General features: G+C 55.3%; 23 protein-coding genes and 1 riboswitch. Of the genes, 12 read left to right on the top strand and 11 right to left on the bottom strand.

All coding sequences use genetic code 11. The features are described from left to right. Positions 1-11: 11 nt before the first annotated feature. The 7 genes from ftsL to leuO form a co-directional block, all read right to left on the bottom strand. Positions 12-377, bottom strand: coding sequence for a cell division protein FtsL (gene ftsL / locus AC4IC4_RS03460; protein ID WP_008501989.1), 366 nt, complete (start codon positions 375-377; stop codon positions 12-14). Next, complete coding sequence (gene rsmH, locus AC4IC4_RS03455; RefSeq protein ID WP_021240527.1) at positions 374-1,315, bottom strand: 16S rRNA (cytosine(1402)-N(4))-methyltransferase RsmH; 942 nt, start codon at positions 1,313-1,315, stop codon at positions 374-376. Before rsmH ends, ftsL begins: the two co-directional genes overlap by 4 nt. Before the next feature lie 2 nt (positions 1,316-1,317). Further along, a complete protein-coding gene (mraZ, locus tag AC4IC4_RS03450) occupies positions 1,318-1,776 on the bottom strand; it encodes a division/cell wall cluster transcriptional repressor MraZ (RefSeq protein WP_021240528.1) in 459 nt (152 codons plus the stop codon). Between the two features lie 599 nt (positions 1,777-2,375). Then, positions 2,376-3,383 carry a catabolite repressor/activator gene (cra, locus tag AC4IC4_RS03445; RefSeq protein WP_008501993.1) on the bottom strand — a complete coding sequence of 336 codons (1,008 nt, stop codon included), beginning with the start codon at positions 3,381-3,383 and terminating at the stop codon, positions 2,376-2,378. Between the two features lie 179 nt (positions 3,384-3,562). Beyond that, entirely contained in the window at positions 3,563-4,054 is a 492-nt protein-coding gene (gene ilvN / locus AC4IC4_RS03440; protein ID WP_008501994.1) for an acetolactate synthase small subunit, read from the bottom strand. 1 nt (position 4,055) lies between these two features. Then, positions 4,056-5,780, bottom strand: coding sequence for an acetolactate synthase 3 large subunit (gene ilvI, locus AC4IC4_RS03435; RefSeq protein ID WP_032649818.1), 1,725 nt, complete (start codon positions 5,778-5,780; stop codon positions 4,056-4,058). Positions 5,781-6,160: 380 nt separating this feature from the next. After that, the gene (gene leuO / locus AC4IC4_RS03430) at positions 6,161-7,105 is read right to left on the bottom strand and encodes a transcriptional regulator LeuO (RefSeq protein WP_061715973.1); all 945 of its coding nucleotides are present in this window, start codon (positions 7,103-7,105) and stop codon (positions 6,161-6,163) included. A 606-nt stretch (positions 7,106-7,711) separates the two neighbouring features. On the opposite strand from leuO, the gene leuL reads away from it, so the two are divergent. The 7 genes from leuL (at position 7,712) to AC4IC4_RS03395 (ending at position 14,313) form a co-directional block, all read left to right on the top strand. After that, a complete protein-coding gene (gene leuL / locus AC4IC4_RS03425) occupies positions 7,712-7,798 on the top strand; it encodes a leu operon leader peptide (RefSeq protein WP_071787438.1) in 87 nt (28 codons plus the stop codon). Positions 7,799-7,889: 91 nt separating this feature from the next. After that, a complete protein-coding gene (leuA, locus tag AC4IC4_RS03420) occupies positions 7,890-9,461 on the top strand; it encodes a 2-isopropylmalate synthase (protein ID WP_029741222.1) in 1,572 nt (523 codons plus the stop codon). After that, positions 9,461-10,552, top strand: a complete 1,092-nt coding sequence (gene leuB / locus AC4IC4_RS03415; RefSeq protein ID WP_024907450.1) for a 3-isopropylmalate dehydrogenase — start codon at positions 9,461-9,463, stop codon at positions 10,550-10,552. Before leuA ends, leuB begins: the two co-directional genes overlap by 1 nt. A gap of 2 nt (positions 10,553-10,554) precedes the next feature. Continuing rightward, the gene (gene leuC, locus AC4IC4_RS03410; protein ID WP_048989655.1) at positions 10,555-11,955 is read left to right on the top strand and encodes a 3-isopropylmalate dehydratase large subunit; all 1,401 of its coding nucleotides are present in this window, start codon (positions 10,555-10,557) and stop codon (positions 11,953-11,955) included. A gap of 10 nt (positions 11,956-11,965) precedes the next feature. Beyond that, positions 11,966-12,571: a 3-isopropylmalate dehydratase small subunit gene (gene leuD / locus AC4IC4_RS03405; protein WP_048989656.1), complete on the top strand. Its 606-nt coding sequence runs from the start codon at positions 11,966-11,968 to the stop codon at positions 12,569-12,571. A 163-nt stretch (positions 12,572-12,734) separates the two neighbouring features. Then, a complete protein-coding gene (locus AC4IC4_RS03400; RefSeq protein ID WP_491472154.1) occupies positions 12,735-13,625 on the top strand; it encodes a cation diffusion facilitator family transporter in 891 nt (296 codons plus the stop codon). A 106-nt stretch (positions 13,626-13,731) separates the two neighbouring features. After that, a complete protein-coding gene (locus tag AC4IC4_RS03395) occupies positions 13,732-14,313 on the top strand; it encodes a cytochrome b/b6 domain-containing protein (RefSeq protein WP_032649825.1) in 582 nt (193 codons plus the stop codon). Positions 14,314-14,354: 41 nt separating this feature from the next. Here AC4IC4_RS03395 and AC4IC4_RS03390 read toward each other — a convergent pair whose 3' ends face one another. Continuing rightward, on the bottom strand, positions 14,355-15,533 hold the full coding sequence (locus AC4IC4_RS03390) for a sugar efflux transporter (protein ID WP_491472153.1): 1,179 nt from the start codon (positions 15,531-15,533) through the stop codon (positions 14,355-14,357). A 120-nt stretch (positions 15,534-15,653) separates the two neighbouring features. Beyond that, positions 15,654-15,806, bottom strand: a complete 153-nt coding sequence (gene sgrT / locus AC4IC4_RS03385) for a glucose uptake inhibitor SgrT (protein ID WP_032644049.1) — start codon at positions 15,804-15,806, stop codon at positions 15,654-15,656. Positions 15,807-15,894: 88 nt separating this feature from the next. On the opposite strand from sgrT, the gene sgrR reads away from it, so the two are divergent. The 4 genes from sgrR (at position 15,895) to thiQ (ending at position 20,970) form a co-directional block, all read left to right on the top strand. Continuing rightward, positions 15,895-17,550: an HTH-type transcriptional regulator SgrR gene (gene sgrR / locus AC4IC4_RS03380; protein WP_491472152.1), complete on the top strand. Its 1,656-nt coding sequence runs from the start codon at positions 15,895-15,897 to the stop codon at positions 17,548-17,550. Between the two features lie 36 nt (positions 17,551-17,586). Continuing rightward, a riboswitch (TPP riboswitch) is annotated at positions 17,587-17,687 on the top strand. A gap of 31 nt (positions 17,688-17,718) precedes the next feature. Beyond that, positions 17,719-18,702 (top strand): thiamine ABC transporter substrate binding subunit, encoded by a 984-nt coding sequence (thiB, locus tag AC4IC4_RS03375; protein WP_248272742.1) that lies wholly within the window; start codon positions 17,719-17,721, stop codon positions 18,700-18,702. After that, the gene (thiP, locus tag AC4IC4_RS03370) at positions 18,678-20,288 is read left to right on the top strand and encodes a thiamine/thiamine pyrophosphate ABC transporter permease ThiP (protein WP_491472151.1); all 1,611 of its coding nucleotides are present in this window, start codon (positions 18,678-18,680) and stop codon (positions 20,286-20,288) included. Before thiB ends, thiP begins: the two co-directional genes overlap by 25 nt. Beyond that, complete coding sequence (gene thiQ / locus AC4IC4_RS03365; RefSeq protein WP_491472150.1) at positions 20,272-20,970, top strand: thiamine ABC transporter ATP-binding protein ThiQ; 699 nt, start codon at positions 20,272-20,274, stop codon at positions 20,968-20,970. Before thiP ends, thiQ begins: the two co-directional genes overlap by 17 nt. Before the next feature lie 28 nt (positions 20,971-20,998). Here the strand turns inward: thiQ and AC4IC4_RS03360 are convergent, their stop codons facing one another. Further along, positions 20,999-21,766, bottom strand: a complete 768-nt coding sequence (locus AC4IC4_RS03360; protein WP_024907441.1) for a DedA family protein — start codon at positions 21,764-21,766, stop codon at positions 20,999-21,001. Between the two features lie 128 nt (positions 21,767-21,894). Further along, positions 21,895-22,740 (bottom strand): arabinose operon transcriptional regulator AraC, encoded by an 846-nt coding sequence (gene araC / locus AC4IC4_RS03355; RefSeq protein WP_023310373.1) that lies wholly within the window; start codon positions 22,738-22,740, stop codon positions 21,895-21,897. A gap of 337 nt (positions 22,741-23,077) precedes the next feature. Here araC and araB point away from each other — a divergent pair, with 337 nt between their 5' ends. After that, on the top strand, positions 23,078-24,787 hold the full coding sequence (araB, locus tag AC4IC4_RS03350) for a ribulokinase (RefSeq protein ID WP_491472149.1): 1,710 nt from the start codon (positions 23,078-23,080) through the stop codon (positions 24,785-24,787). Positions 24,788-24,796: the final 9 nt, after the last annotated feature.

Genomic DNA, 24,796 nt, shown 5'->3' with positions numbered 1-24,796 from the left:
CGCGTTTTCCCTTATTTTTGTACTACGATATTTTCCTGCGAAGGATCAACATGCTGCAGCTGCAGCTTTTCCGTTGCGATCCGTTCAACCCGGCTGTGATCGCCGAGCGCGTTTTCTTCAAGGATCAGATTTCGCCATTCAATATCCAGCGCATCGCGTTCCAGTACCATCTGCTCGCGTTGCGCAGTCAATAAACGTGTATGGTGGGCGGTGGTCACCACCGTAACTGCCGTGACAATGATGCAAATGAACAGACAGAGTGGCAGTTTCCCAAACCGCAAAAGATCGTCGCCGATCACGCCAGGCAAGGCATGGCGCTCGTTGCTTCCTAACGAATCCTTAACTTTGCTTAGGGTCTCTGTCACTCTGCCGATCATGCGTTCGTCCTCTCTGCAACACGCAGCACTGAACTACGGGCGCGTGGATTCTCTGCCACTTCTTCTTCGCCCGGCATCAACTTGCCTAATGCTCGCAACTGACGGCCACCCAGCTTCCTGAGTTGTTCTTCCGTCATCGGCAGCCCCGCTGGCACCTGCGGACCGCGGCTTTGTTCACGCATGAAGCGTTTCACAATACGGTCTTCCAGCGAATGGAAGCTGATGATGGATAACCGCCCACCCGGGGCCAGCACGTCGAGCGAGCTTTTTAGCGCCAGCTCTATTTCCTCCAGTTCACTGTTTACCCAGATGCGAACCGCCTGGAAGGTACGGGTCGCGGGATGTTTGTGCTTATCCTTCACCGGTGTCGCCGCCGCGATCACTTCGGCCAACTCTTTGGTGCGGGTCATTGGCTCAATGCGATTGCGCTCAACGATGGCGCGCGCAATACGTTTGCCAAAGCGCTCTTCGCCGAACGTTTTGATGACCCATGCAATATCGGCTTCGTCAGCTGTCTGTAGCCACTCAGCGGCAGACTGACCACGCGTCGGGTCCATCCGCATGTCCAGCGGACCATCACGCATAAAGGAGAAACCACGTTCAGCATCATCAAGTTGGGGTGAAGAGACGCCAAGATCGAGAAGAATCCCGTCGATCTTGCCCGTCAGGCCGCGCTCAGCGACATAATCCGCGAGCGCAGAGAAAGGTCCATGCACGATGGAAAAGCGTGGGTCATTGATGGTCTGTGCAACGGCAATAGCCTGCGGATCGCGATCGATTGCCAGCAGACGTCCTTCCTCTCCAAGCTGGGAGAGAATCAAACGCGAGTGACCACCGCGACCAAAAGTGCCATCAATGTAGATGCCATCCGGACGAATATTCAGGCCGTTTACGGCCTCGTCCAGTAACACCGTTTTATGTTTATAATTTTCCATCATATTTATAGAGACAAGTCCTGCAGCCGTTCCGATAATGTCGCGGAATCAGACTGCTCAGCGTCGATATCTTCCTTGACCTGTTGATACCAGGTCGTTTCATCCCACAGTTCAAACTTGTTGAACTGCCCGACCAGCATCACTTCTTTGGTCAGACCGGCATGTTGCCGCAACACAGGGGCAATCAGTAATCGCCCTGCGTTATCCATCTGACATTCACTGGCATGTCCCAATAACAGCCGCTGTACGCGGCGTTCCTGCGGGTTCATGCTCGACAGTCGCGACAGCTTTTGCTCAATAATTTCCCATTCAGGCAAGGGGTAAAGCAGCAGGCAGGGGGAGTTAATGTCAATGGTGCAAACCATTTGACCCGCAGCGTTCTCAATCAGCTGGTCGCGGTATCGGGTTGGTACCGATAAACGCCCTTTGCTGTCGAGATTGACTAACGTAGCTCCACGGAACATGCCAGTCTCACCCCTCCTCACCACTTTAACCCACAAATTCCCACCTAAAGGAGTTTACGGAGCGAGGGAAAAGCTTGTCAAGCCAGGACTCTCCATATAAGGACTCGGAAGCCCTCTATTTACAGAGATAAACAGTCCTGGTTAATAACTGCACAACTGGCGAGGCAAAATTAACGTTATGAATATTTGTAAGAAAAAAACCGAATATGCACACTAGCGTTAAAGCTCACTCAATATCATCGCAGATAAATATAAAGTGTCAGTTTGCGACGCGGGCAGCATTTTATGACAGATTCTCAGGGGATAACAGCGCCAGATTCACCCAGGCACCCGGTAAGCGCAGCGGTTGCCACGTAAGCTGGCAAAGGAGGAGGAAAAACGTCTGATTATTCATCGACCGAAAAGGGTTTGTAACAAAATAATACAAAGAATGCCGTTTAAAATCGACCGGACGTTCTTAAAAAGACAATTTAAAAGCCAGAATGAATTAAGGAAAATAGGTGATTAGGATCCCTCAAGAATTATCCTAATTTCTCTCCGGGAATTATCTGCACGAATTATCGCAACAAAAGGGGGCAGATTTCGCCGCCCCGGTCATTTCATTTTTGGCGGCTTAAAATTCCGCGATGGTAGAGATTACGTTTGATACGCGTCAGGCCCGGCTTCGGCTTGCGCGGCTCATCCAGGCTTGCCAGCACAATCTCCAGCACGCGTTCAGCCACATCGCGGTGACGCTGTGCTACCGCCAGCACCGGGCACTGGAGGAAGTCGAGCAGCTCGTTATCCCCGAACGTGGCAATCGCCAGGTCGGAGGGCAGTTTACCTTCCCGGCGTAAAGTCACGTCCATGACGCCCTGCAACAGCGCAAACGAAGTGGTGAACAGCGCCTGAGGCATCGGATGCGTTTCCAGCCATTTCTCGAACAGCTGCGCGGCGGCTTCACGCTCGTAGCTGTTGGCATAGAGGTAGTGAACCTCGCGCGGATCGTCTTTCCAGGCGGTTCTGAATCCCTGCTCACGCAGGAAGCTCACAGAAAGCTCGGGCAACGCGCCAAGATACAGCACCGTTTCAGCGGGGAACGTTCTCAACTCTGCGGCCAGCATTTCTGCATCATCCTGATCCGCACCCACCACGCTGGTGAAATGCTCGCGATCGAGCGCGCGATCCAGCGCCACAATTGGGAACGGGTCATTCGCCCAGCGCTGGTAGAACGGATGCTCTGGCGGCAAGGAGGTCGACACGATAATGGCATCCACCTGACGCTGGAGCAGATGCTCAATACAGCGCATCTCGTTATCAGGCTGGTCTTCTGAGCAGGCAATCAGCAACTGATAGCCGCGCTGACGCGCCTGACGTTCAAGATAGTTGGCGATACGGGTATAGCTGGTGTTTTCCAGGTCAGGGATCACCAGACCAATAGAGCGGGTACGCCCGGCACGCAGACCGGCTGCGACAGCATTCGGATGGTAGTTATGCTCACGAACCACCGCCATAACTTTTTCAACGGTCTTGTCGCTAACACGGTACTGCTTTGCTTTACCGTTAATCACATAGCTGGCCGTTGTTCGTGACACGCCGGCTAGCCGGGCGATTTCATCCAGTTTCACAATTGCCCCTTAAAAAAAGAAAAGAGTCCATGGCCCTGTCAAGGTTATGGTTAAATCTTTTAACATCTAAACGCAGAAAAGCCTTCGCGGCAACCGCTTTTATCTGCGTTGTCGGCTGATTACGCAAAAAAAAGCCCGGCTTTGGTGACCGGGCAGAAAGAGGCGAACCTTTTTGACAACTAACGCATGATTTTCTCGCCGCGTGACAGACCGACTACACCCGATCTCGCGACCTCGACAATTTTTGCGACATCCCGCACTGACGCCAGGAAAGCATCCAGCTTGTCGCTTGTCCCAACCAGCTGAACCGTATAAAGAGAAGGGGTGACGTCAATAATCTGTCCGCGGAAAATATCCGCATTGCGTTTAACTTCTTCACGCCCGTAGCCGCTGGCCTGGATTTTCACCAGCATAACCTCTCGTTCAACGTAGGCCCCCTGCCCCAGCTCGCTCACGCGCAGCACATCAACCAGCTTATGCAGCTGTTTCTCAATCTGCTCAAGCACTTTGGCATCGCCGACGGTTTGGATCGTCATGCGCGACAGCGTCGGGTCTTCCGTCGGGGCAACGGTCAGGCTTTCAATGTTATAGCCGCGCTGCGCAAAAAGACCAATGACGCGCGACAGTGCGCCAGACTCGTTTTCCAGTAAAACAGATAATATCCGGCGCATATCAGGTTCTCTCCGTTTTGCTTAACCACATTTCATCCATACCACCACCACGAATATGCATCGGATAAACGTGTTCGGTCCCATCAACAATCACATCCATAAAGACGAGGCGGTTGTTTTTAACGTGCTCAAGCGCTTGCGCGAGCTTCGCTTCCAGCTCAGCCGGATCGGTCACCCGCATGCCTACATGGCCGTAAGCTTCAGCAAGACGAACAAAGTCCGGCAGCGATTTCATGTATGACTGTGAATGACGGCCAGAGTAGATCATATCCTGCCACTGCTTCACCATACCGAGATATCCGTTATTCAGGTTCAGCACCAGTACCGGCAGTTCATATTGCAGCGCGGTAGACAGCTCCTGAATGTTCATCTGAATACTGCCATCTCCGGTCACGCAGACGACGGTTTCATTCGGCAACGCCAGCTTCACGCCCAGCGCGGCAGGCAGACCAAAGCCCATGGTTCCTAAACCACCGGAGTTGATCCAGTGTCGCGGTTTATCAAACGGGTAATACAGGGCGGCAAACATCTGGTGCTGTCCCACGTCTGAGGTTACGTACGCCTCACCTTTCGTCAGTCGCCACACCGCTTCGATGACCGCCTGCGGCTTAATGTTTTCGCTTTGCGTGTCATATTTCAGGCACTGACGCGCGCGCCACTGTTCAATCTGCTGCCACCAGTCGCGGATCTCATCCAGCGGCTGGGTCGCACTCTCCTGGGTCAGCAGGTCCAGCATTTGCTCCAGAACCTGACGAGCATCACCGACGATCGGCACATCAGCCGCCACTGTTTTTGAAATTGACGTAGGATCGATATCGATGTGCAGCACGGTGGCGTTCGGGCAATACTTTGCCAGGTTGTTGGTGGTGCGATCGTCAAAGCGCACGCCGACGGCAAAGATGACATCGGAATGATGCATCGTCATGTTGGCTTCATAGGTACCGTGCATACCCAGCATCCCCAGCGCCTGACGATGGGTGGCAGGGAATGCCCCCAGCCCCATCAATGACGATGCAACTGGCAGGTTAAGTTTTTCAATGAGTTCACGGAGCTGGACTTCGCAGGCAGAGTTGATCGCCCCGCCACCGACATAGACCACCGGTTTTTTGGCTGCCAGCAGCGTTTGCAATGCCCGCTTGATCTGACCTTTATGCCCCTGCGTTGTTGGGTTATAAGAGCGCATGCTGACCGATTCCGGCCAGACATAAGGCAGCTTGTTTGCCGGGTTCAGGATATCTTTAGGCAGATCGACCACCACCGGTCCTGGACGTCCGCTCGCCGCCAGCCAGAAGGCTTTTTTCAGTACGCCGGGAATGTCTTCTGTTTGCTTGACCAGGAAGCTGTGCTTCACAACGGGACGCGAAATCCCGACCATGTCGCACTCCTGAAAAGCATCGTAGCCAATCAGTGAGGTTGCCACCTGCCCGGAGAGGATCACCAGCGGGATAGAGTCCATATAGGCCGTCGCAATGCCGGTAATGGCGTTTGTCGCGCCGGGGCCGGACGTGACTAGCACCACGCCCACTTCACCCGTCGCACGCGCCAGGCCGTCAGCCATGTGCACCGCCGCCTGCTCGTGACGTACCAGAACATGGTCAATGCCCCCTACCGTATGCAGCGCATCATAAATATCGAGGACCGCACCGCCAGGGTAGCCGAACACTTGCTTTACGCCCTGATCGATCAGCGACCGAACGACCATTTCCGCGCCAGACAACATCTCCATGCTTTGCCTCCAGGCATTTTGTTATAGACGGACTGCCGAATTCATTTCCGCACCGTCTTACGATTGGGATAAACCAATCTTATATTTTGCAGAGTGTTCTTTACCTTAACCGCTCGTTATGAGGCAGGCAATTAGCAAACCCGGGTAGATAAACGGCGCGTAAAGCAGAAAAAGCAGCCGTTAACAGGAGATATGGTTAATTCCTCTGGGAATAGAGGATGGGGTGATAAATCATCGCTGAAAAGCGCGACAATGCAGGAAATCATCTATTTTTGCGTGCCGGAGAGCATCCCGAAAAAAAGCACCTCAGAATAAAATAGCAATTATCTAAAAGAACTCAGGATAAATCACATAAACCGATGCGATTTATCCTGATGCGTTTACCGGCGACAGATGCCAACCAGCAACTCCTCCATCCACTGATGCCCTTTATCCCGACCCGCCGCTTCATGCCAGGAAAGATAACAGGTGCGGCTATTTAGCTTGAGCGGCAGAGGCAAAATTTGCAGGTTTAACGGGTCAGAAAACTCTTCTGCCAGCCAGCGCGGCGCAATCGCCACCAGTTGCGTCTGGGAGACCACGTTTAATACGCTAACCATGGCCATGCCCTGATACGCCACGCTCGACTGTTTATCCGCAGTGTCGTACCACGGCAGGCTAAAGGAAGCATATCTGTCGAGTGCAACAACGGCGTGCTGCTCGTTATAAACATCGCTTTCTAGCAGCGGAGAATTCAGGCGCGGATGTTTTTTACTGGCGACCAGAACCATTTCATCTTTAAACAGTGGTACACAGGAAAATTCTGGACGACGGAACTCTTCATACCCCAGAACGAATTCGATCTCCTGATAGCGTAACTGATGTTCCGTGTTTTGATTCAGGGATGATTTAAAAACCAGGTTGATATTTGGTGCGATCTCTTCAACTTTATTATAAATAATCGACGTTAAATAATTATCTAATGGGCTACAGACGCAAAGATGGAATACGCGCTCGCTACTTAAGGGTTCAAAGCCCGATCCCGGCAGCTCGTTTTGTACCAACTGCAACGCCTGGCGGATGGAGCCGAACAGCTGGAATGCGCGCGCCGTAGGCTGGATCCCTCTTCCGTAACGAACAAACAATTCGTCGTTAAACATGACCTTAAGCCTGGCAACGGCATTACTCACAGCAGGTTGTGACATCCCCAAGGCTTGGGCCGCGCGGGTGATATTCTGTTCCTGCATGACAGCATCAAATACCGTCAGAAGATTAAGATCCACCGTGCGTAACTGCGGTTTAATCCCATCAGTAGCTTGAGGTTGTTTAATATTATTTTCTGACACTTCTGACTCCACTGTCACGCTACACTCCCTTTGCTCACGTACGGTAATCATCTCGAAAATATGATTTATCATGCAAATACGATCAGCAACAGAGAATTATTTAAAATTCGGAATATATAAAGACTCTATAATAACGAAAATTAATGTGCGCAAATGATATGTTTGACTTTAGGATTTGAATGAAACCATAAACCAAACAAATATACAATTGCCATCAGGTTAATGATGACTTAAGTATTATTAAACTGTTATTGCCATCGCCCTACAGTTAGTTAACAACCTGTTATATCCGTTCGCTTTTCAGCATTATGGAACAGATTCACTGCATTTATAACTTAATGATATTAAAACCTTTTAATCACAACGCATTCTCTTCAGGACATTTCACTCATTTTTAAACAATTATATTTATTTGTTTCTGCAACTCTTTTCTTAAGTCCAAAATTAGACAATTAGTCGGGTCGCGAAAGCTAAAACCAGCACAATTAGCTAAAGTGAATACCCTGCTGATTCCGTCTGTCGGGCCCGTTTTCATCGTCAGGGGTTGACATGAACGGCCGTATCCAGTACCACTAAAAGCATATTGAATTTAACGGAGCACGATTCATGATTCGCACCATTCGTTTCACCGGTCTACTACTACTAAACGCATTCACTGTGCGCGGTAGACTGGCGGGCGAAATTCAGCGTTGAATCGTCACCAGTAAGACTAAAAACCCGCGCCACTGCGCGGGTTTTTTTATGCTCGTAGCAAGGCGCCCTAAGACTGACAAGGACCTAACCCATGAGCCAGCAAGTCATTATTTTCGATACTACTTTACGTGACGGTGAACAGGCATTGCAGGCAAGCCTGAGTGTAAAAGAGAAACTGCAGATCGCGCTGGCTCTCGAACGTATGGGTGTCGACGTGATGGAGGTCGGTTTCCCGGTCTCGTCTCCGGGTGATTTCGAATCCGTCCAGACTATCGCCCGCACCATTAAAAACAGCCGCGTATGCGCCCTGGCGCGCTGCGTAGAGAAAGACATCGACGTTGCTGCCGAGTCATTGAAAGTCGCCGAAGCGTTCCGTATCCACACCTTTATTGCGACCTCACCTATGCACATCGCCACCAAGCTGCGCAGCACGCTGGATGAGGTGATTGAGCGCGCGGTGTATATGGTGAAACGCGCACGCAACTACACCGATGACGTTGAATTCTCCTGTGAAGATGCGGGCCGTACGCCAATCGAAGACCTGGCGCGCGTCGTGGAAGCCGCCATCAACGCGGGTGCGAAAACCATCAACATCCCTGACACCGTCGGCTACACCATGCCGTTTGAGTTCTCCAACATCATTACCGGACTGTACGACCGCGTACCCAATATTGATAAGGCAATTATCTCCGTCCACACCCACGATGATTTGGGTCTGGCCGTGGGTAATGCCATCGCCGCCGTCCACGCCGGTGCGCGTCAGGTAGAAGGCGCGATGAACGGTATCGGCGAACGCGCGGGCAACTGTTCGCTGGAAGAAGTGATCATGGCGATCAAAGTGCGCAAAGACATCATGGACGTGCACACCCGCATCAATCACAACGAAATCTGGCGCACCAGCCAGACCGTCAGCCAGATTTGCAACATGCCCATTCCGGCTAACAAAGCGATTGTCGGCACTGGCGCCTTCGCGCACTCCTCCGGTATTCACCAGGATGGCGTCCTGAAGAACCGCGAAAACTACGAAATCATGACCCCGGAATCCATCGGCCTGAACCAGGTGCAGCTGAACCTGACCTCCCGTTCCGGTCGCGCGGCGGTTAAACACCGTATGGAAGAGATGGGCTATAAGGACAGCGATTACAACATGGATCAGCTGTACGACGCGTTCCTGAAGCTGGCCGACAAAAAAGGTCAGGTGTTCGATTATGACCTGGAAGCGCTGGCCTTTATTAACAAGCAGCAGGAAGAGCCAGAGCACTTCCGTCTGGATTACTTTAACGTGCAGTCCGGCTCCAGCGACATCGCCACCGCCTCGGTCAAGCTGGCCTGCGGTGATGAAATTAAAGCAGAGGCCGCGAACGGTAACGGCCCTGTGGATGCCATCTACCAGGCGATTAACCGCGTCACCGAGTACGACGTGGAGCTGGTGAAGTATGACCTGACGGCCAAGGGCCACGGCAAAGATGCTCTGGGTCAGGTCGACATTGTTGTGACCCACAATGGCCGCCGCTTCCATGGCGTGGGCCTGGCGACCGATATCGTTGAATCCTCCGCGAAAGCGATGGTGCATGTTCTGAACAACATCTGGCGCGCCGCCGAAGTCGAAAAAGAGTTGCAACGCAAAGCTCAGAATAAAGAGAACAACAAGGAAACCGTGTAATGTCGAAGAATTACCATATTGCTGTGTTACCGGGCGACGGTATTGGTCCGGAAGTGATGGCACAGGCGCTGAAAGTACTGGAAGCCGTTCGTACGCGTTTTGCGATGAAAATCACCACCAGCCACTACGACGTAGGCGGTATTGCGATTGATAACCACGGTACGCCACTGCCGAAAGCGACCGTGGAAGGCTGCGAAAATGCCGATGCCGTGCTGTTTGGTTCCGTCGGTGGCCCGAAATGGGAACACCTGCCGCCAGCAGAGCAGCCAGAGCGCGGCGCGCTGCTGCCGCTGCGTAAACATTTCAAGCTGTTCAGCAACCTGCGTCCGGCGAAGCTGTATCAGGGTCTGGAAGAGTTCTGCCCGCTGCGCGCGGATATCGCCGCCAACGGTTTCGACATTCTCTGCGTGCGTGAACTGACCGGCGGGATCTACTTTGGTCAGCCAAAAGGGCGCGAAGGCAGCGGACAACATGAGAAAGCGTTCGACACCGAGGTGTATCATCGTTTCGAAATCGAACGTATCGCCCACATCGCGTTCGAGTCGGCGCGCAAACGCCGCCATAAGGTGACCTCCATTGATAAAGCGAACGTGCTGCAGTCCTCCATTTTGTGGCGCGAGATTGTGAGTGAAGTCGCTAAGCAGTACCCGGACGTTGCGCTGTCGCACATGTACATCGACAACGCGACCATGCAGCTGATTAAGGATCCGTCCCAGTTTGACGTGCTGCTGTGCTCCAACCTGTTCGGCGATATTCTCTCTGACGAGTGCGCGATGATCACCGGCTCCATGGGCATGCTGCCATCCGCAAGCCTGAATGAAGAAGGCTTTGGCCTGTACGAGCCTGCAGGCGGTTCCGCGCCGGATATCGCAGGCAAAAACATTGCTAACCCGATTGCGCAGATCCTCTCCCTGGCCCTGCTGCTGCGCTATAGCCTGGATGCAGGCGATGCGGCAACCGCAATTGAGAACGCCATTAACCGGGCGTTAGAAGAAGGCGTCCGTACCGGCGATTTAGCACGCGGCACGGCGGCAGTCAGTACCGATGAAATGGGCGACATCATTGCCCGCTATGTCGCTGAAGGGGTGTAATCATGGCTAAGACGTTATATGAAAAGTTGTTCGATGCGCACGTTGTTTACGAGGCACCAAACGAAACCCCGCTGCTGTACATTGACCGTCATCTGGTACACGAAGTGACCTCACCTCAGGCATTTGACGGCCTGCGTGCGCACAAGCGTCCGGTACGTCAGCCGGGTAAAACCTTCGCGACGATGGATCACAACGTTTCCACCCAGACCAAAGACATTAACGCCTCGGGTGAGATGGCCCGTATCCAGATGCAGGAGCTGATTAAGAACTGCAATGAATTTGGCGTTGAGCTGTACGACCTGAACCATCCGTATCAGGGCATCGTCCACGTGATGGGGCCTGAGCAAGGGATCACCCTGCCGGGCATGACCATCGTCTGCGGTGACTCCCATACCGCGACCCACGGCGCGTTTGGCGCTCTGGCATTCGGGATTGGCACGTCCGAAGTGGAACATGTGCTGGCAACGCAGACCCTGAAGCAGGGCCGCGCCAAAACCATGAAGATTGAGGTGAAGGGTAAAGCCGCACCTGGCATTACCGCTAAAGACATCGTCCTGGCCATCATCGGTAAAACCGGCAGCGCAGGCGGTACCGGCCACGTCGTTGAGTTCTGCGGCGACGCTATTCAGGCACTGAGCATGGAAGGTCGCATGACCCTGTGCAACATGGCCATTGAGATGGGCGCAAAAGCCGGGCTGGTCGCGCCGGACGAAACCACCTTCAACTATGTGAAGGGCCGTCTGCACGCGCCGAAAGGTAAGGATTTTGACGACGCGGTAGCCTACTGGAAAACCCTGACAACCGACGATGGGGCAACGTTTGATACCGTTGTCACGCTGCAGGCAGAAGAGATTGCGCCTCAGGTGACCTGGGGCACCAACCCGGGTCAGGTGATTTCCGTCAACGACAGCATCCCTGACCCGGCCTCCTTCGCCGATCCGGTCGAGCGCGCCAGTGCGGAAAAAGCGCTGGCCTATATGGGGCTGAAGCCTGGCGTGCCGTTGACCGATGTAGCCATTGATAAAGTGTTTATCGGCTCCTGCACCAACTCCCGTATCGAAGATTTGCGTGCCGCCGCCGAAATTGCCAAAGGCCGTAAAGTGGCACCAGGCGTGCAGGCGCTGGTGGTTCCTGGCTCCGGTCCGGTGAAGGCCCAGGCAGAAGCCGAAGGTCTGGATAAAATCTTTATCGAAGCGGGCTTCGAGTGGCGTCTGCCTGGCTGCTCCATGTGTCTGGCGATGAACAATGACCGCCTGAATCCGGGTGAGCGCTGCGCCTCCACCAGTAACCGTAACTTTGAAGGCCGTCAGGGCCGCGGTGGTCGCACCCATCTGGTCAGCCCGGCAATGGCCGCCGCTGCGGCAGTCACCGGCCATTTCGCCGATATTCGCAGCCTGAAATAAGGAGACAATCATGGCAGAGAAATTTACCCAACATACGGGCCGGGTTGTCCCGCTGGACGCCGCTAACGTCGATACTGACGCTATTATTCCAAAACAATTTCTGCAGAAGGTGACGCGTACCGGTTTTGGCGCGCACCTGTTTAACGACTGGCGTTTCCTCGACGATAAGGGCGAAGTGCCTAATCCGGAATTCGTGTTGAACTTCCCGGAATATAAAGGCGCCTCCATTTTGCTGGCGCGGGAAAACTTTGGCTGCGGCTCATCCCGTGAACACGCGCCGTGGGCGCTCACCGACTACGGCTTTAAGGTGGTCATTGCCCCAAGCTTCGCGGATATCTTCTACGGCAACAGCTTCAACAACCAGCTTCTGCCGGTGACGCTGAGCGATGAACAGGTCGACGAATTGTTCGCGCTGGTTAAGGCGAATCCGGGCATTTCGTTTGAAGTGGATCTGGAAGCCGAAGTGGTGAAAGCCGGGGATAAGACCTACAGCTTCAGCATTGATGCCTTCCGCCGTCACTGCATGCTGAACGGTCTGGACAGCATTGGTTTAACTCTCCAGCACGAAGCGGCGATTGCCACTTACGAACAAAAACAACCCGCATTTATGAAATAATCCTCCGGCCTGCAGTGTACTCTGCAGGCTGTGTTTTATCCCAATGCCCATCTTCCTTCTGTAAATACTTCGCAAACCCAGCCAATAATGACGTTATATTTAATGTCAATTTAATGTTCCCTGCGCAGAATAATCGCTCAATCAGCTGGCAGCGGAAATTATCATGAAAAAGAAAAATAGCAATGAGTCTCATCTCCGTTCTCATGAAATACAAAAATGCACAATAGTTAGCGTGATAACAAATAGTTTACTCACCGGCTTTCAGATAGTTGCAGGAATATTCTCAGGCTCACAGGGATTAATTGCCGATGGGATTCATTCTCTTTCCGATTTATCCTCTGACTTTGTCGTTCTGATTGCAAATAAAAAGAGTCAGAAAGCCTCTGATATCGATCATCATTACGGTCATCTGCGTTTCGAAAACGGTGCAAAGCTCATTATTGGCGCTATTCTGCTGCTTGTTGGGGTCGGGATGCTCTGGTCAGCAGGGAATAAACTGCTTTCCCCCGAGACGCATCAGCTGGTGAAAGGGGCCGCTCTGTGGGTGGCGATACTGGCGCTGGTGGTGAAGGAAAGCCTGTTCAGATACATGTATGCCACGGGAAAACGTATTCAGTCCTCGCTGCTGATAGCCAATGCCTGGCATGCCCGCTCTGACGCAGCCTCGTCAGTGGTTGTCGCCATCGGTATTGCCGGGAATTTAGTGGGTTTTCACGCGATGGACCTGATTGCGGCCCTGATTGTTGGGATATTTATCGCCCATATGGGTTACAAATTCTCTGCCGATGCCCTGCACGACCTGATGGACCGTTCGCTTGAACCCGAGCTGGAGCACGACATCAAAACGTGTCTTCTCTCCACCGAGGGTGTCACCGGACTCCATGATTTAAAAACCCGCAAGATGGGCGATTTAGCCCTTGTCGATGTCCATCTGGAAGTTAACGGCGAATTAAGCGTAAAAGAAGGGCATCAGATTGCCGTCAATGCCAGAAACAATGTGATGCAAAAATTCAATGTGCTGAACGTGATGACGCATATTGATCCTGCTCGCTAATCGGAACGCATAAATACAGTGTGACGCAACCCACCGTTAAGGTTTCGTTAATTAATCTGCGTCACACTGCATCGCATCAGCTCTCTCATTATTGAGGTAAAAAGCGATGAACCCAACGCTACGCAATACGCTTCCCCATAAAGAAACACCCTTTCTTCGCGTACTGCACATTCTTGTGGCCGTACTGGTGCTGGTCCAGATCATCAATTCTAATTTCACCGATAGTGAAGCCCTCCACGACTCCGGGCTGAACGGAATTGTCACCTGGATGCATATTATTTCCGGGTTTGGTTTAATTTTTTGTGGCATTGCCATGATGGCATGGATGTTAACCCAGCGCGGATTTAAATATTACTTCGCCTGGCTGGCGCTGGATTTTCGCGGAATCGTTGACGATATTCGCACCCTCACGCAGCGTCAGCTTCCTGACGCGCATGCCGGCGGTATGGCGGCAACGGTGCAAGGTTTGGGCGTGCTGGCGCTGCTGGGCGTTGCACTCTGCGGCGCGGCCTGGTTCGTGCTGAACGCCACGCTCGGACCCGTTTCGTCCGTCACGGAATCCGCCTTATATTTGCATAAATTCCTGACGGTCTTTATTGAAACATATTTCTGGGCACACGGTTTCATGGGCCTCGTTCATATGTACCTGACGCTACGCGCGCAGCGTAAATATCAGTGTTCAGAATAAACCGGAGACCGGCGTTCCCGGGCTCCGTTTCATTCATTCGATCACACGTCCTTTACGCGGCAGGTCAGCAGAAGCGTCACGACAGAGAGCGCCGCAATCATCCAGTAGACAGACGCATGCCCATAGCTTTGCGCCAGCGCCCCCTGAATCACGCCTGCCAGAATCACCCCGGTTGAAATACTGTTGGTAAAAAGCGTGGTCGCCGAGCCGGCACGACCGGGCATGAGATCCTGAAACCAGAGCATGCCGATCCCGGCAACAATCCCGATAAACACGGCGTTAAACAGCTGCAGCGCCAGCAACGCTTCACGCGAATGGAAAAGGATCAGCCCCGCGTAGAACAGCACTCCGGCCGCCACGGCAACGATCATCATCCGACGCTTTCCAAAGCGCTTAACGTAGTAACCCGCCAGAATCATCGCCGGAATCTCCAGCCCGGCGGCGGTTCCCATTAAGATCCCCGCGAGTTTGTCCGGTAAACCCAGATCGCTGCTGATCCACAGCGGCATATCGATAATGTACATCGTGTTGCAGGTCCACATCAGCGTGGAGGCAATAAACAGCATGCGGACGTTTTTATCCTGCCAGCCGCTCACCTCGGTGACAGGTTTATCCGTAGCCTGTTCAACGCGCGCCACGGACGGCAGCGCGAAGGCAATCAATGCCAGGCTGATGACAAAAATCCCGGCGGCGATAGAGAACATGATGGTAAAGCCGTAGTTCAACGCCAGCATGAAGGCCAGCGGCGGACCAATTACCCACGCCAGCGAGAGCTGGGCACGCATCACCGAGCTGAACATCACCACTTCCCGTGCCGAGTTATCCGCATATTCACGGGCCAGCGCGAACAGCTGCGGCATGGCGGTGTTCGCCAGTGACGCCAGCAGCACGCCGCAGGTAATGAGCGTCAGATAATGACGGTTAAAGGCGAAGAGCAGCGCGTTGCCCACCGCCATGGCGCAGCAAAAGAGGATCAGCCTGCGGCGATCGCCCTGGCTGTCCGATCGTTTTGCCAGCGCGAGGCTGACCAGGATCCCGGCAATGGCGTTAACGGTATAAAACAGGCCGACCCAAAACGGCTGTGCCCCCACCTCGCGGCTGAGAAACAGGCTCAGCGTCGGCGCCTGCAGCGCCCCCGCCACGCCCATCATAAAGGCCACCAGCATAAAAGCGGCATACACGCCGTTCAGGCGTCGCCCCATCGTCATCAACCACAGCATGCGCAAGTCCTTGTGAAAGCGAATCAAAATCGGGTGAAAGAATAAACGAAAAAAGCCAGCAAAAACATTTTGCTGGCGGGTGATAAGCACCAATACTCAGTCACACATGATCGAGGCGAGTTAGCGGGAAGAGGTCGGTGTTGTAACGTCCCACTGCATCAATTCTTCTAACGTTTTCAGCCGTTGCTCTGCACACTGGCGGGCCAGCCAGGACGATCCTTTTGTCGCTGAAAAGTACTGCTGATAAAACTGACGTGCGGTAGACCTCTTCATAATTTACCTCCTCACTTCATCGAGGAGAATTATTGGCCTAATATAGGGATAAATAAATTGCTGGTTTTTTGTCAGGAGTTCCCCTTTTATGCCTTCCGGTCGTCTGCAACAACAGTTTATCCGCCTCTGGCAGTGCTGCGAGGGGCAATCGCAGGAGACCACGCTCAACGAGCTGGCTGACCTGCTTAGCTGTTCCCGCCGTCATATGCGTACGCTGCTCAACACCATGCAGCAGCAGGGTTGGTTAAGCTGGGAAGCTGAGGCGGGACGCGGCAAACGTTCGCGGTTGACCTTTCTCTATACCGGGCTGGCGTTGCAGCAGCAGCGCGCGGAAGACCTGCTCGAGCAGGACCGCATCGATCAGCTGGTTCAGTTGGTGGGCGACAAAGCCGCCGTGCGCCAGATGCTGGTTTCCCATCTCGGACGCAGTTTTCGTCAGGGTCGACACATCCTGCGGGTGCTCTACTATCGTCCAATGAAAAATCTGCTGCCCGGCACGGCGTTACGCCGCTCCGAAACCCATATGGCCCGGCAAATCTTCAGCGGTCTGACGCGGATAAATGAGGAAAACGGGGAACTGGAAGCTGATATCGCGCACCACTGGCAGCAACTTTCTCCGCTTCACTGGCGCTTCTTTTTACGCCCCGGCATTCACTTTCACCATGGTCGCGAGCTGGAGATGCACGACGTCATCGCCTCTCTGGAACGCGTCCGAAGGCTGCCGCTCTACTCGCATATTTCGCGTATCCACTCCCCCACGGCCTGGACGCTGGATATCGAGCTGTCGCAGCAGGATAAGTGGCTTCCCTGGCTGCTGGGCTACGTGCCGTCGATGATTTTGCCCGGCGAATGGGAATCGATGAACAATTTTGCCAGCCTGCCGATTGGCACCGGGCCCTACTCCGTGTCCCGCAATAACAGCAACCAGCTGAAAATCCGCGCGTTCGATGACTACTTTGGCTATCGGGCGCTGATCGACGAAGTCAACGTGTGGGTATTGCCGGATCTCAATGAAGACCTGAGCTGCGGGCTGACGCTTGAAGGCCCCACCACGGGAGAAAAAGCCGTGGAGAGTCGCCTGGAGGAGGGATGCTACTATCTCCTCTTTGACCGCCGCACCCACCGCGGGGCAAACCAGGCCGTCCGCAAGTGGATCAGCCACGTGTTGTCCCCTGCCAATCTGATCTACCATGCGGAAGCTCAGTACCAGACATACTGGTTCCCGGCCTACGGCCTGCTTCCGCGCTGGCACCACGCCCGCCCGTCGCACTGCGACAAACCCGCAGGGCTGGAGTCCATCACCCTAACCTACTACCGCGAGCACGTGGAGCATCGTTTTATCGCCAGAATCATGACCCGACTGCTGGCAGCCGAAGGAGTAACGCTGGAGGTCAGGGAAGTTGACTATGACGAATGGCATCAGGGTGAGATCGCCAGTGATATCTGGCTTAACAGCGCCAACTTCACCCTGCCGCTCGATTTCTCGCTCTTCTCGCACCTGTATGAAGTCCCGCTGATCCAGCACTGCATCGACCGTGACTGGCAGCAGGATGCCGCCCAGTGGCGCGCGGGCGAGATGAATCTTGCCGTGTGGTGCCAGCAGCTACTGGCCGAACAGACCATCGTCCCGTTGATCCACCACTGGCTGATGATCCAGGGCCAGCGCAGCATGCGCGGCCTGCGGATGAATACCCTGGGCTGGTTTGATTTTAAATCCGCCTGGTTTGCACCGCCGGAGCCATAACGCTTTCGTAATATTCACCAAATCATTACAATAGCGCCGTTCTCAACGGGGTGCTGCATCACTGATGTGCGCTGAGATAATACCCGTCGAACCTGATCCGGATAACGCCGGCGAAGGGATTTGAGGCTGTCGCTCAAAATCCTTTGCCACTCAACTTTGAGGTGCAAAGTGTTAAAAAAAGTTCTCCCCCTGCTGGCGCTGTTTGCGCTGCCTGCTTTTGCGAAGCCCGTCCTGACGGTCTATACCTATGACTCCTTCTCTGCCGACTGGGGCCCTGGCCCGGTAGTCAAAAAAGCCTTTGAAGCCGACTGCAACTGCGAGCTGAAGTTCGTCGCGCTGGAAGATGGCGTTTCGCTGCTCAACCGTCTGCGCATGGAAGGGAAAAACAGCAAGGCCGACGTGGTGCTCGGGCTGGATAACAACCTGCTGGAAGCCGCCTCGCAAACCAAACTGTTTGCCAAAAGCGGCGTCGCGGCCGATGCCGTTAACGTGCCTGGCGGCTGGAAGAACGACACCTTTGTGCCGTTCGATTACGGCTACTTTGCTTTTGTTTATGACAAAAATAAGCTGAAAAACCCGCCGAAGAGCCTGAAAGAACTGGTGGAAAGTGACCAGAAATGGCGCGTGATTTATGAAGATCCGCGTACCAGCACGCCGGGGCTGGGCCTGCTGCTGTGGATGCAAAAGGTCTACGGGGATAAAGCACCGGAAGCGTGGCAGAAGCTGGCCGCCAAAACCGTCACCGTGACCAAAGGCTGGAGCGAAGCCTATGGCCTGTTCCTGAAAGGCGAAAGCGACCTGGTGCTGAGCTACACCACCTCTCCGGCCTACCACATCATCGCCGAGAAGAAAGACAACTACGCTGCGGCGAATTTCGCTGAAGGGCACTATCTGCAGGTGGAAGTGGCCGCGCGTACCGCCGCCAGCAAACAGCCGGAGCTGGCCGAGAAGTTCCTGAAATTTATGGTTTCACCGGCATTCCAGAATGCCATTCCCGCAGGCAACTGGATGTATCCGGTCACTGGCGTTGCGCTGCCAGCAGGTTTTGAGCAGCTGACCAAACCAACAACCTCGCTGGAGTTTACGCCGCAGCAGGTCGCCGCGCAGCGTGCCGCATGGGTAAGTGAATGGCAACGCGCCGTCAGCCGTTGATTCCCGGCTGGTTAATCCCCGGTCTGCTCGCCGCCCTGCTGATGGTGGCGGTCAGCCTGGGGGCTTTTCTTGCACTGTGGTTCAACGCGCCAGAGAGCGATCTGCTCGCCCTCTGGCACGACAGTTACCTCTGGCACGTGATCCAGTTCTCCTTCTGGCAGGCGTTTCTTTCTGCCCTGCTGTCGGTGATCCCGGCCATTTTTCTGGCGCGCGCCCTGTATCGGCGGCGTTTCCCCGGCAGGCAGGCCCTGCTGCGCCTGTGCGCCATGACGCTGATACTGCCCGTGCTGGTGGCGGTATTCGGCATTTTGAGCGTTTACGGTCGCCAGGGCTGGCTGGCATCGCTGTTCGGCCAGCTTGGTCTGGAATGGTCATTCTCGCCTTACGGACTGCAGGGCATCCTGCTGGCACACGTCTTTTTCAATATGCCGATGGCAACGCGCCTCTTCTTGCAGGCGCTGGAGAACATTCCCGGCGAGCAGCGCCAGGTTGCCGCCCAGCTCGGCATGCGCGGCGTGTCGTTCTTCCGCTTTGTCGAATGGCCGTGGCTGCGCCGCCAAATCCCGCCCGTGGCGGCATTAATCTTCATGCTCTGCTTTGCCAGCTTTGCCACCGTGCTGTCGCTCGGCGGCGGGCCGCAGGCCACCACCATTGAGCTGGCGATTTACCAGGCGCTGAGTTACGACTACGATCCCGGTCGCGCCGCGCTGCTGGCGATAGTCCAGATGGCATGCTGCCTTGCACTGGTGCTGTTGAGCCAGCGGCTGAGTAAAGCCATTCCCGCTGGCAGTCATCAAATAACCGGCTGGCGCGATCCGCAGGACAGCCTGCACAGCCGCGTCAGCGATTTTGTCCTGATCGGGCTGGCGCTCCTGCTTCTGTTGCCGCCGCTGCTGGCCGTTATCGTTGACGGACTGAACCTCAATCTCCTGTCTGTCCTGCAACAGCCCGTCCTCTGGCAAGCCACCTGGACCTCGCTGCGTATCGCGCTGGCTGCCGGATTACTGTGCGTCATCCTGACCATGATGCTGCTGTGGAGCAGCCGTGAGCTTTACGCCCGCCAGGCGCAAAAAGCCGGACAAATGCTGGAGCTGACGGGCATGCTGATTCTGGCGATGCCGGGGATCGTGCTGGCGACGGGCTTCTTTTTGCTGTTCAACAGCACCATCGGCCTGCCGGAAATCGCCGACGGCATCGTGATCTTTACCAACGCCTTAATGGCCATCCCTTATGCGCTCAAGGTGCTGGAAAACCCGATGCGCGACGTCAACAGCCGCTACAGTTTGCTGTGCCAGTCGCTGGGCATGCAGGGCTGGCAGCGGCTGAAGGTGGTCGAACTGCGCGCGCTAAAACGTCCGCTGGCACAGGCGCTGGCGTTTGCCTGCGTGCTCTCTATTGGAGACTTTGGGGTCGTGGCGCTGTTCGGCAATGACGATTTCCGCACGCTGCCCTACTGGCTCTATCAGCAAATCGGCTCTTACCGCAGTCAGGACGGCGCGGTCACCGCGCTGTTACTGCTGCTGCTGTGCTTTGCCTTATTTACCGTTATCGAGAAACTTCCGGGGCGTGATGTTAAAACTGACTGATGTAACCTGGCTTTATCAGCATCTGCCGATGCGCTTCACGCTCTCCGTGCGCCAGGGAGAGATGATCGCCGTGCTTGGCCCAAGCGGCGCAGGAAAAAGCACGCTGCTTAATCTGGTTGCGGGTTTTCTGCAGCCGGCAAGTGGCTCGATCGTCATAGATAACCGGGATCATACCCACACGCCGCCCGCAAAACGTCCTGTCTCAATGCTGTTTCAGGAAAACAACCTGTTTACCCACCTGACGGTGCGGCAAAACATCGCGCTGGGAATGCACCCGGGACTCAGGCTGAACGATGACCAGCGCCATAAGCTGGAGATAATTGCCGCACAGATGGGGATCACCGGGTTTATCGACAGGCTGCCGGGCGAGCTCTCCGGCGGCCAGCGTCAGCGCGTGGCGCTGGCACGTTGTCTGGTGCGCGAACAGCCGATACTACTGCTGGATGAGCCGTTCTCGGCGCTCGATCCCGCGCTGCGTCAGGAGATGCTGGCCCTGGTGCAGGAGGTCTGTCAGCGCCAGCAGCTGACGATGCTGATGGTTTCGCACAGTATTGAGGATGCCGCACGGATTGCGCCGCGATCGGTGGTGATCGCGGAGGGACGCATTTTGTGGGATGGAGCAACAGAAGCATTAATGAGCGGAAAAGAAAGCGCTTCTGGATTATTGGGTATAAAACCGTAGGCCGGGCAAACGCAGTGCCGCCCGGCGCTTAACGGCTCACAACTTTCAACAGGATCTCACCGTACACTGGCATCAGCGGGTGACGAATCAGCGCCACCAGAGCCACCGCCGCCACGCCCAGCGTCAGCGGGGCCAGCCAGAGCAGGCGAGTACGCGGGAGGTAGCGCGTCAGGCGATCGATATTTGCTTTCCCGCTGCGCCACAGCCGCCAGCAGAGCCATGCCGCCAGCCACAGTAGCACAGCCGTGCCCAGCAGCAGCCACTTAAACTCACCGCTTTGCATACCGTCAGGAATATCAATGGCAGCACCCGCGAGGATCCCCGGCAGGAAGTAGAACGGCGGCCAGAAGACGCAGCCGATAATGTTCGGCACCACGAATTTCGCGACGGGCAGATCCAGCATCCCCGCCACCATCGGCACCAGCGGACGCGTTGGCCCAACGAAGCGGCCGACGAGGATGGTAAACATGCTGTGCTGGTGCAGCGCATGCTCGGTCTTATCCAGCAAGGCTTTGTTCTTTTTCATGAACGACCAGCGGTGCAGCGGCTTCTTAAAGCGCCAGCCCAGCCAGAAGGAGATCCAGTCGCCCAGCAGGCAGCCGATAATCCCGGCCAGCCACGCCTGCCAGAAATTGACCTCGCCGCTGCCGATCAGCGCGCCAAGCCCCGCCATCATCACGGTGCCGGGCAGGATCAGCCCAACCAGCGCCAGCGACTCCAGAAACGCCACCAGCGCCACGGCGATGAGTGAGTACATAACGGACTGGGTAATAAAGTGTTCCAGCAATGCCTGCATAACTATTCCGGTCAGAAAACGAATCAGCGATTCTGCTTAGCGCCCCGCACCGCGTCAAGGCAACAATTGTCTGAATAGTTTACAGGTTGCTTCCCGCATTCACCTGTTTGTTTATCTTTTTTTACCGTTTATTCACATCCCGCGCGGAATTCACTCGGGCTGGCACCGGTACATTTTTTAAATACGCGGGAGAAATAGAGCTGATCCTCAAAGCCCACGTTGCGCCCCACGGTGGCGATGGGCATCCGGGTGGTGCTGAGCAGCAGCTTCGCCTGGCTGATCCGCTGGTCCTCGCGCCAGCTCAACACGCTGACGCCCAACTGCTGGCGAAACAGATGCGACAGACGCGACGGCGAAAGGCAGACGTGCTGGGCAACGCTGGCGATATCAAACTGGCTGTCAGCAAGGTGGTCGCTGATGTACTGGCAGGCGTCGCGCACGCGGTTATCCAGCGGGGGATTAAGCGACTCGTTAATCGCTTCCATGCGGCGTAGCAGCAGCTGTTCGAGCAGGTTAATCGCCAGCAGTTCAGCGTAGCGACCACCGGCCTGTCCCGCCTCGATAATCTGCGCAAAAAGCTCGCGAAACTGCGCCAGATGAACCTCATCCGGGCGATAAAAACCGGTGTGCGCAAAAATAGCCGGCCAGGAAAGCCACTCCTGCCAGTAGGCGCGCGGACGGAAATAGACCCACTGGTGATACCACTCTTTGGCATCCGGATGACGGCCATAGTGGTGGATCTCCCCCGGCGGGAACAGCAGGATATCGCCGGGACGGCAGACAAACTGCTGGTCACCGTTCTTGATGATCCCTTCCCCTCGCACGGTCAGGTTGAGGATATATCCTTTCATCCCAAGCGGTCGGTCGACGTAAAAGTCGAGATATCCCTCAGCCTCGATAGGGGTCAGTCCCGCCACAAGGTGCGCGTTAAACGAGTATCCCGGCAGCAGGGGATCGTTTTGCGTTTCGGCCATAGATTCAGTTCTCCCAAGGGTCCTGAAGGAAACCAATTGTCCATATCATTAAAAGCAGCTTAAAAATGGCCCGCGAAAAGATCCAAAAAGCATCACGCCGCTTTTACGTCCGCCATGTTTCAGCCTTTCCCCCTGATTTCTCCGCCTGAGCAGGCAGATAAGCAGTAACAAAAGTGTCTATAAGTGCGGCAGAAATGTCCACATTGAATATTTGCACGGCGTCACACTTTCCGTTGTAACAGCAATTTAGTCCATAAGATTAGCGGATCCTGCCTGACGACTTTTGTCCCCAGTCTCTAATGTTCTTCCATACCTCTTTTTTCGATGGAGCAACACCATGGCAATTGCGATTGGCCTCGATTTTGGCAGCGACTCGGTTCGCGCGCTGGCAGTGGATTGTACGTCCGGCCAGGAGATAGCAACCAGCGTTGAGTGGTACCCGCGCTGGCAAGAGGGGCGCTACTGCGATGCGCCAAACAACCAGTTCCGCCACCACCCGCGTGACTACATTGAGTCGATGGAAGCGGCGATCAAAACCGTCCTGGCTGAACTGACGGACGCCCAGCGGGCTGAGATTGTCGGCATTGGCGTCGACAGCACCGGCTCCACGCCAGCCCCTGTGGATGCCGAAGGCCGCGTGCTGGCGCTGCGTCCTGAGTTTGCCGACAACCCGAACGCCATGTTCGTGCTGTGGAAAGACCATACCGCCGTGGAAGAGGCCGAAGCCATCACCCGCCTGTGCCATCAGCCGGGCAAAACGGACTACTCGCGCTACATCGGCGGGATTTATTCCAGCGAATGGTTCTGGGCCAAGATCCTCCACGTCACCCGTGCCGACGCAACCGTTGCGCAGGCTGCGGCGTCATGGGTTGAGCTATGCGACTGGGTGCCTGCCCTGCTCTCCGGCACCACGCGTCCACAGGATATCCGCCGCGGTCGCTGCAGTGCCGGGCATAAATCCCTGTGGCATGAAAACTGGGGCGGCCTGCCTCCGGCCGCGTTCTTCGATGAGCTCGACCCGATCATCAACAAGAGCCTGACATACCCGCTGTTTACCGACACCTTTACCGCCGATATTCCCGTCGGCACCCTCTGTGAGGAGTGGGCGACGCGTCTCGGTCTGCCGCAAAACGTGGCGATCTCCGGCGGCGCGTTTGATTGCCATATGGGCGCCGTGGGCGCGGGCGCGCAGCCAAACACGCTGGTCAAAGTCATCGGGACCTCCACCTGCGACATCCTGACGGCGGATAAAGCCACCGTCGGCGACCGCGCGGTAAAAGGCATCTGCGGCCAGGTGGACGGCAGCGTGGTGCCGGACTTTATTGGCCTCGAAGCCGGTCAGTCCGCGTTTGGCGATATCTACGCCTGGTTTGGCCGCGTGCTGGGCTGGCCGCTGGATCGGCTGGCGGCGGCGCATCCTGAACTGAAAACCCAGATAGCAGAGAGCAAAAAGCAGCTTCTGCCGCAGCTCACCGAAGCCTGGGCCAAAAATCCGTCTCTCGAACATTTGCCGGTGGTGCTGGACTGGTTTAACGGCCGCCGCACGCCGTTTGCCAACCAGCGTCTGAAAGGGGTGATCGCGGATCTCAATCTGGCGACCGACGCGCCTGCGCTGTTCGGCGGACTGATTGCCGCCACCACCTTTGGTGCCCGCGCCATTATGGAGTGCTTCACCGAGCAGGGCATCGACGTGAACAACGTGATGGCGCTGGGCGGCATCGCCCGTAAAAACCCGGTGATCATGCAGGCCTGCTGCGATGTGCTGAACCGTCCGCTGCAGATTGTGGCCTCCGATCAGTGCTGCGCGCTGGGCGCGGCGATTTTCGCCGCCGTGGCCGCAGGCGTTCATGCGGATATCCCGACCGCGCAGCAGCACATGGCGAGCGCCGTCGAAAGCACACTCCAGCCGCGTACTCAACAGGCACAACGCTTTGAACAGCTTTATCAGCGCTACCAGCAATGGACAAAAAGCGCCGAACTTCACTATCTCCCTGTCGCCGCCCCGGCCAAAAGCACCGCGGACACTACGGCAACCCTGACCCATTAAGGACACGAT

Source organism: Enterobacter sp. Taxon_2 (assembly GCF_058355295.1).
This window is presented reverse-complemented; position numbering and strand designations above follow the sequence as displayed.

Excerpts from the sequence above, each read along its gene's own strand:
- ilvN (WP_008501994.1), bottom strand. The coding sequence starts at position 4,054 with ATGCGCCGGATATTATCTGTTTTACTGGAAAACGAGTCTGGCGCACTG.
- AC4IC4_RS03395 (WP_032649825.1), top strand. The coding sequence starts at position 13,732 with ATGAACCCAACGCTACGCAATACGCTTCCCCATAAAGAAACACCCTTT.
- AC4IC4_RS03400 (WP_491472154.1), top strand. The coding sequence starts at position 12,735 with ATGAAAAAGAAAAATAGCAATGAGTCTCATCTCCGTTCTCATGAAATA.
- sgrR (WP_491472152.1), top strand. The coding sequence starts at position 15,895 with ATGCCTTCCGGTCGTCTGCAACAACAGTTTATCCGCCTCTGGCAGTGC.
- leuA (WP_029741222.1), top strand. The coding sequence starts at position 7,890 with ATGAGCCAGCAAGTCATTATTTTCGATACTACTTTACGTGACGGTGAA.
- leuD (WP_048989656.1), top strand. The coding sequence starts at position 11,966 with ATGGCAGAGAAATTTACCCAACATACGGGCCGGGTTGTCCCGCTGGAC.
- ftsL (WP_008501989.1), bottom strand. The coding sequence starts at position 377 with ATGATCGGCAGAGTGACAGAGACCCTAAGCAAAGTTAAGGATTCGTTA.
- thiQ (WP_491472150.1), top strand. The coding sequence starts at position 20,272 with ATGTTAAAACTGACTGATGTAACCTGGCTTTATCAGCATCTGCCGATG.
- leuC (WP_048989655.1), top strand. The coding sequence starts at position 10,555 with ATGGCTAAGACGTTATATGAAAAGTTGTTCGATGCGCACGTTGTTTAC.
- rsmH (WP_021240527.1), bottom strand. The coding sequence starts at position 1,315 with ATGATGGAAAATTATAAACATAAAACGGTGTTACTGGACGAGGCCGTA.
- araC (WP_023310373.1), bottom strand. The coding sequence starts at position 22,740 with ATGGCCGAAACGCAAAACGATCCCCTGCTGCCGGGATACTCGTTTAAC.
- AC4IC4_RS03360 (WP_024907441.1), bottom strand. The coding sequence starts at position 21,766 with ATGCAGGCATTGCTGGAACACTTTATTACCCAGTCCGTTATGTACTCA.
- leuB (WP_024907450.1), top strand. The coding sequence starts at position 9,461 with ATGTCGAAGAATTACCATATTGCTGTGTTACCGGGCGACGGTATTGGT.
- araB (WP_491472149.1), top strand. The coding sequence starts at position 23,078 with ATGGCAATTGCGATTGGCCTCGATTTTGGCAGCGACTCGGTTCGCGCG.
- AC4IC4_RS03390 (WP_491472153.1), bottom strand. The coding sequence starts at position 15,533 with ATGCTGTGGTTGATGACGATGGGGCGACGCCTGAACGGCGTGTATGCC.
- leuL (WP_071787438.1), top strand. The coding sequence starts at position 7,712 with ATGATTCGCACCATTCGTTTCACCGGTCTACTACTACTAAACGCATTC.
- thiP (WP_491472151.1), top strand. The coding sequence starts at position 18,678 with ATGGCAACGCGCCGTCAGCCGTTGATTCCCGGCTGGTTAATCCCCGGT.
- ilvI (WP_032649818.1), bottom strand. The coding sequence starts at position 5,780 with ATGGAGATGTTGTCTGGCGCGGAAATGGTCGTTCGGTCGCTGATCGAT.
- mraZ (WP_021240528.1), bottom strand. The coding sequence starts at position 1,776 with ATGTTCCGTGGAGCTACGTTAGTCAATCTCGACAGCAAAGGGCGTTTA.
- sgrT (WP_032644049.1), bottom strand. The coding sequence starts at position 15,806 with ATGAAGAGGTCTACCGCACGTCAGTTTTATCAGCAGTACTTTTCAGCG.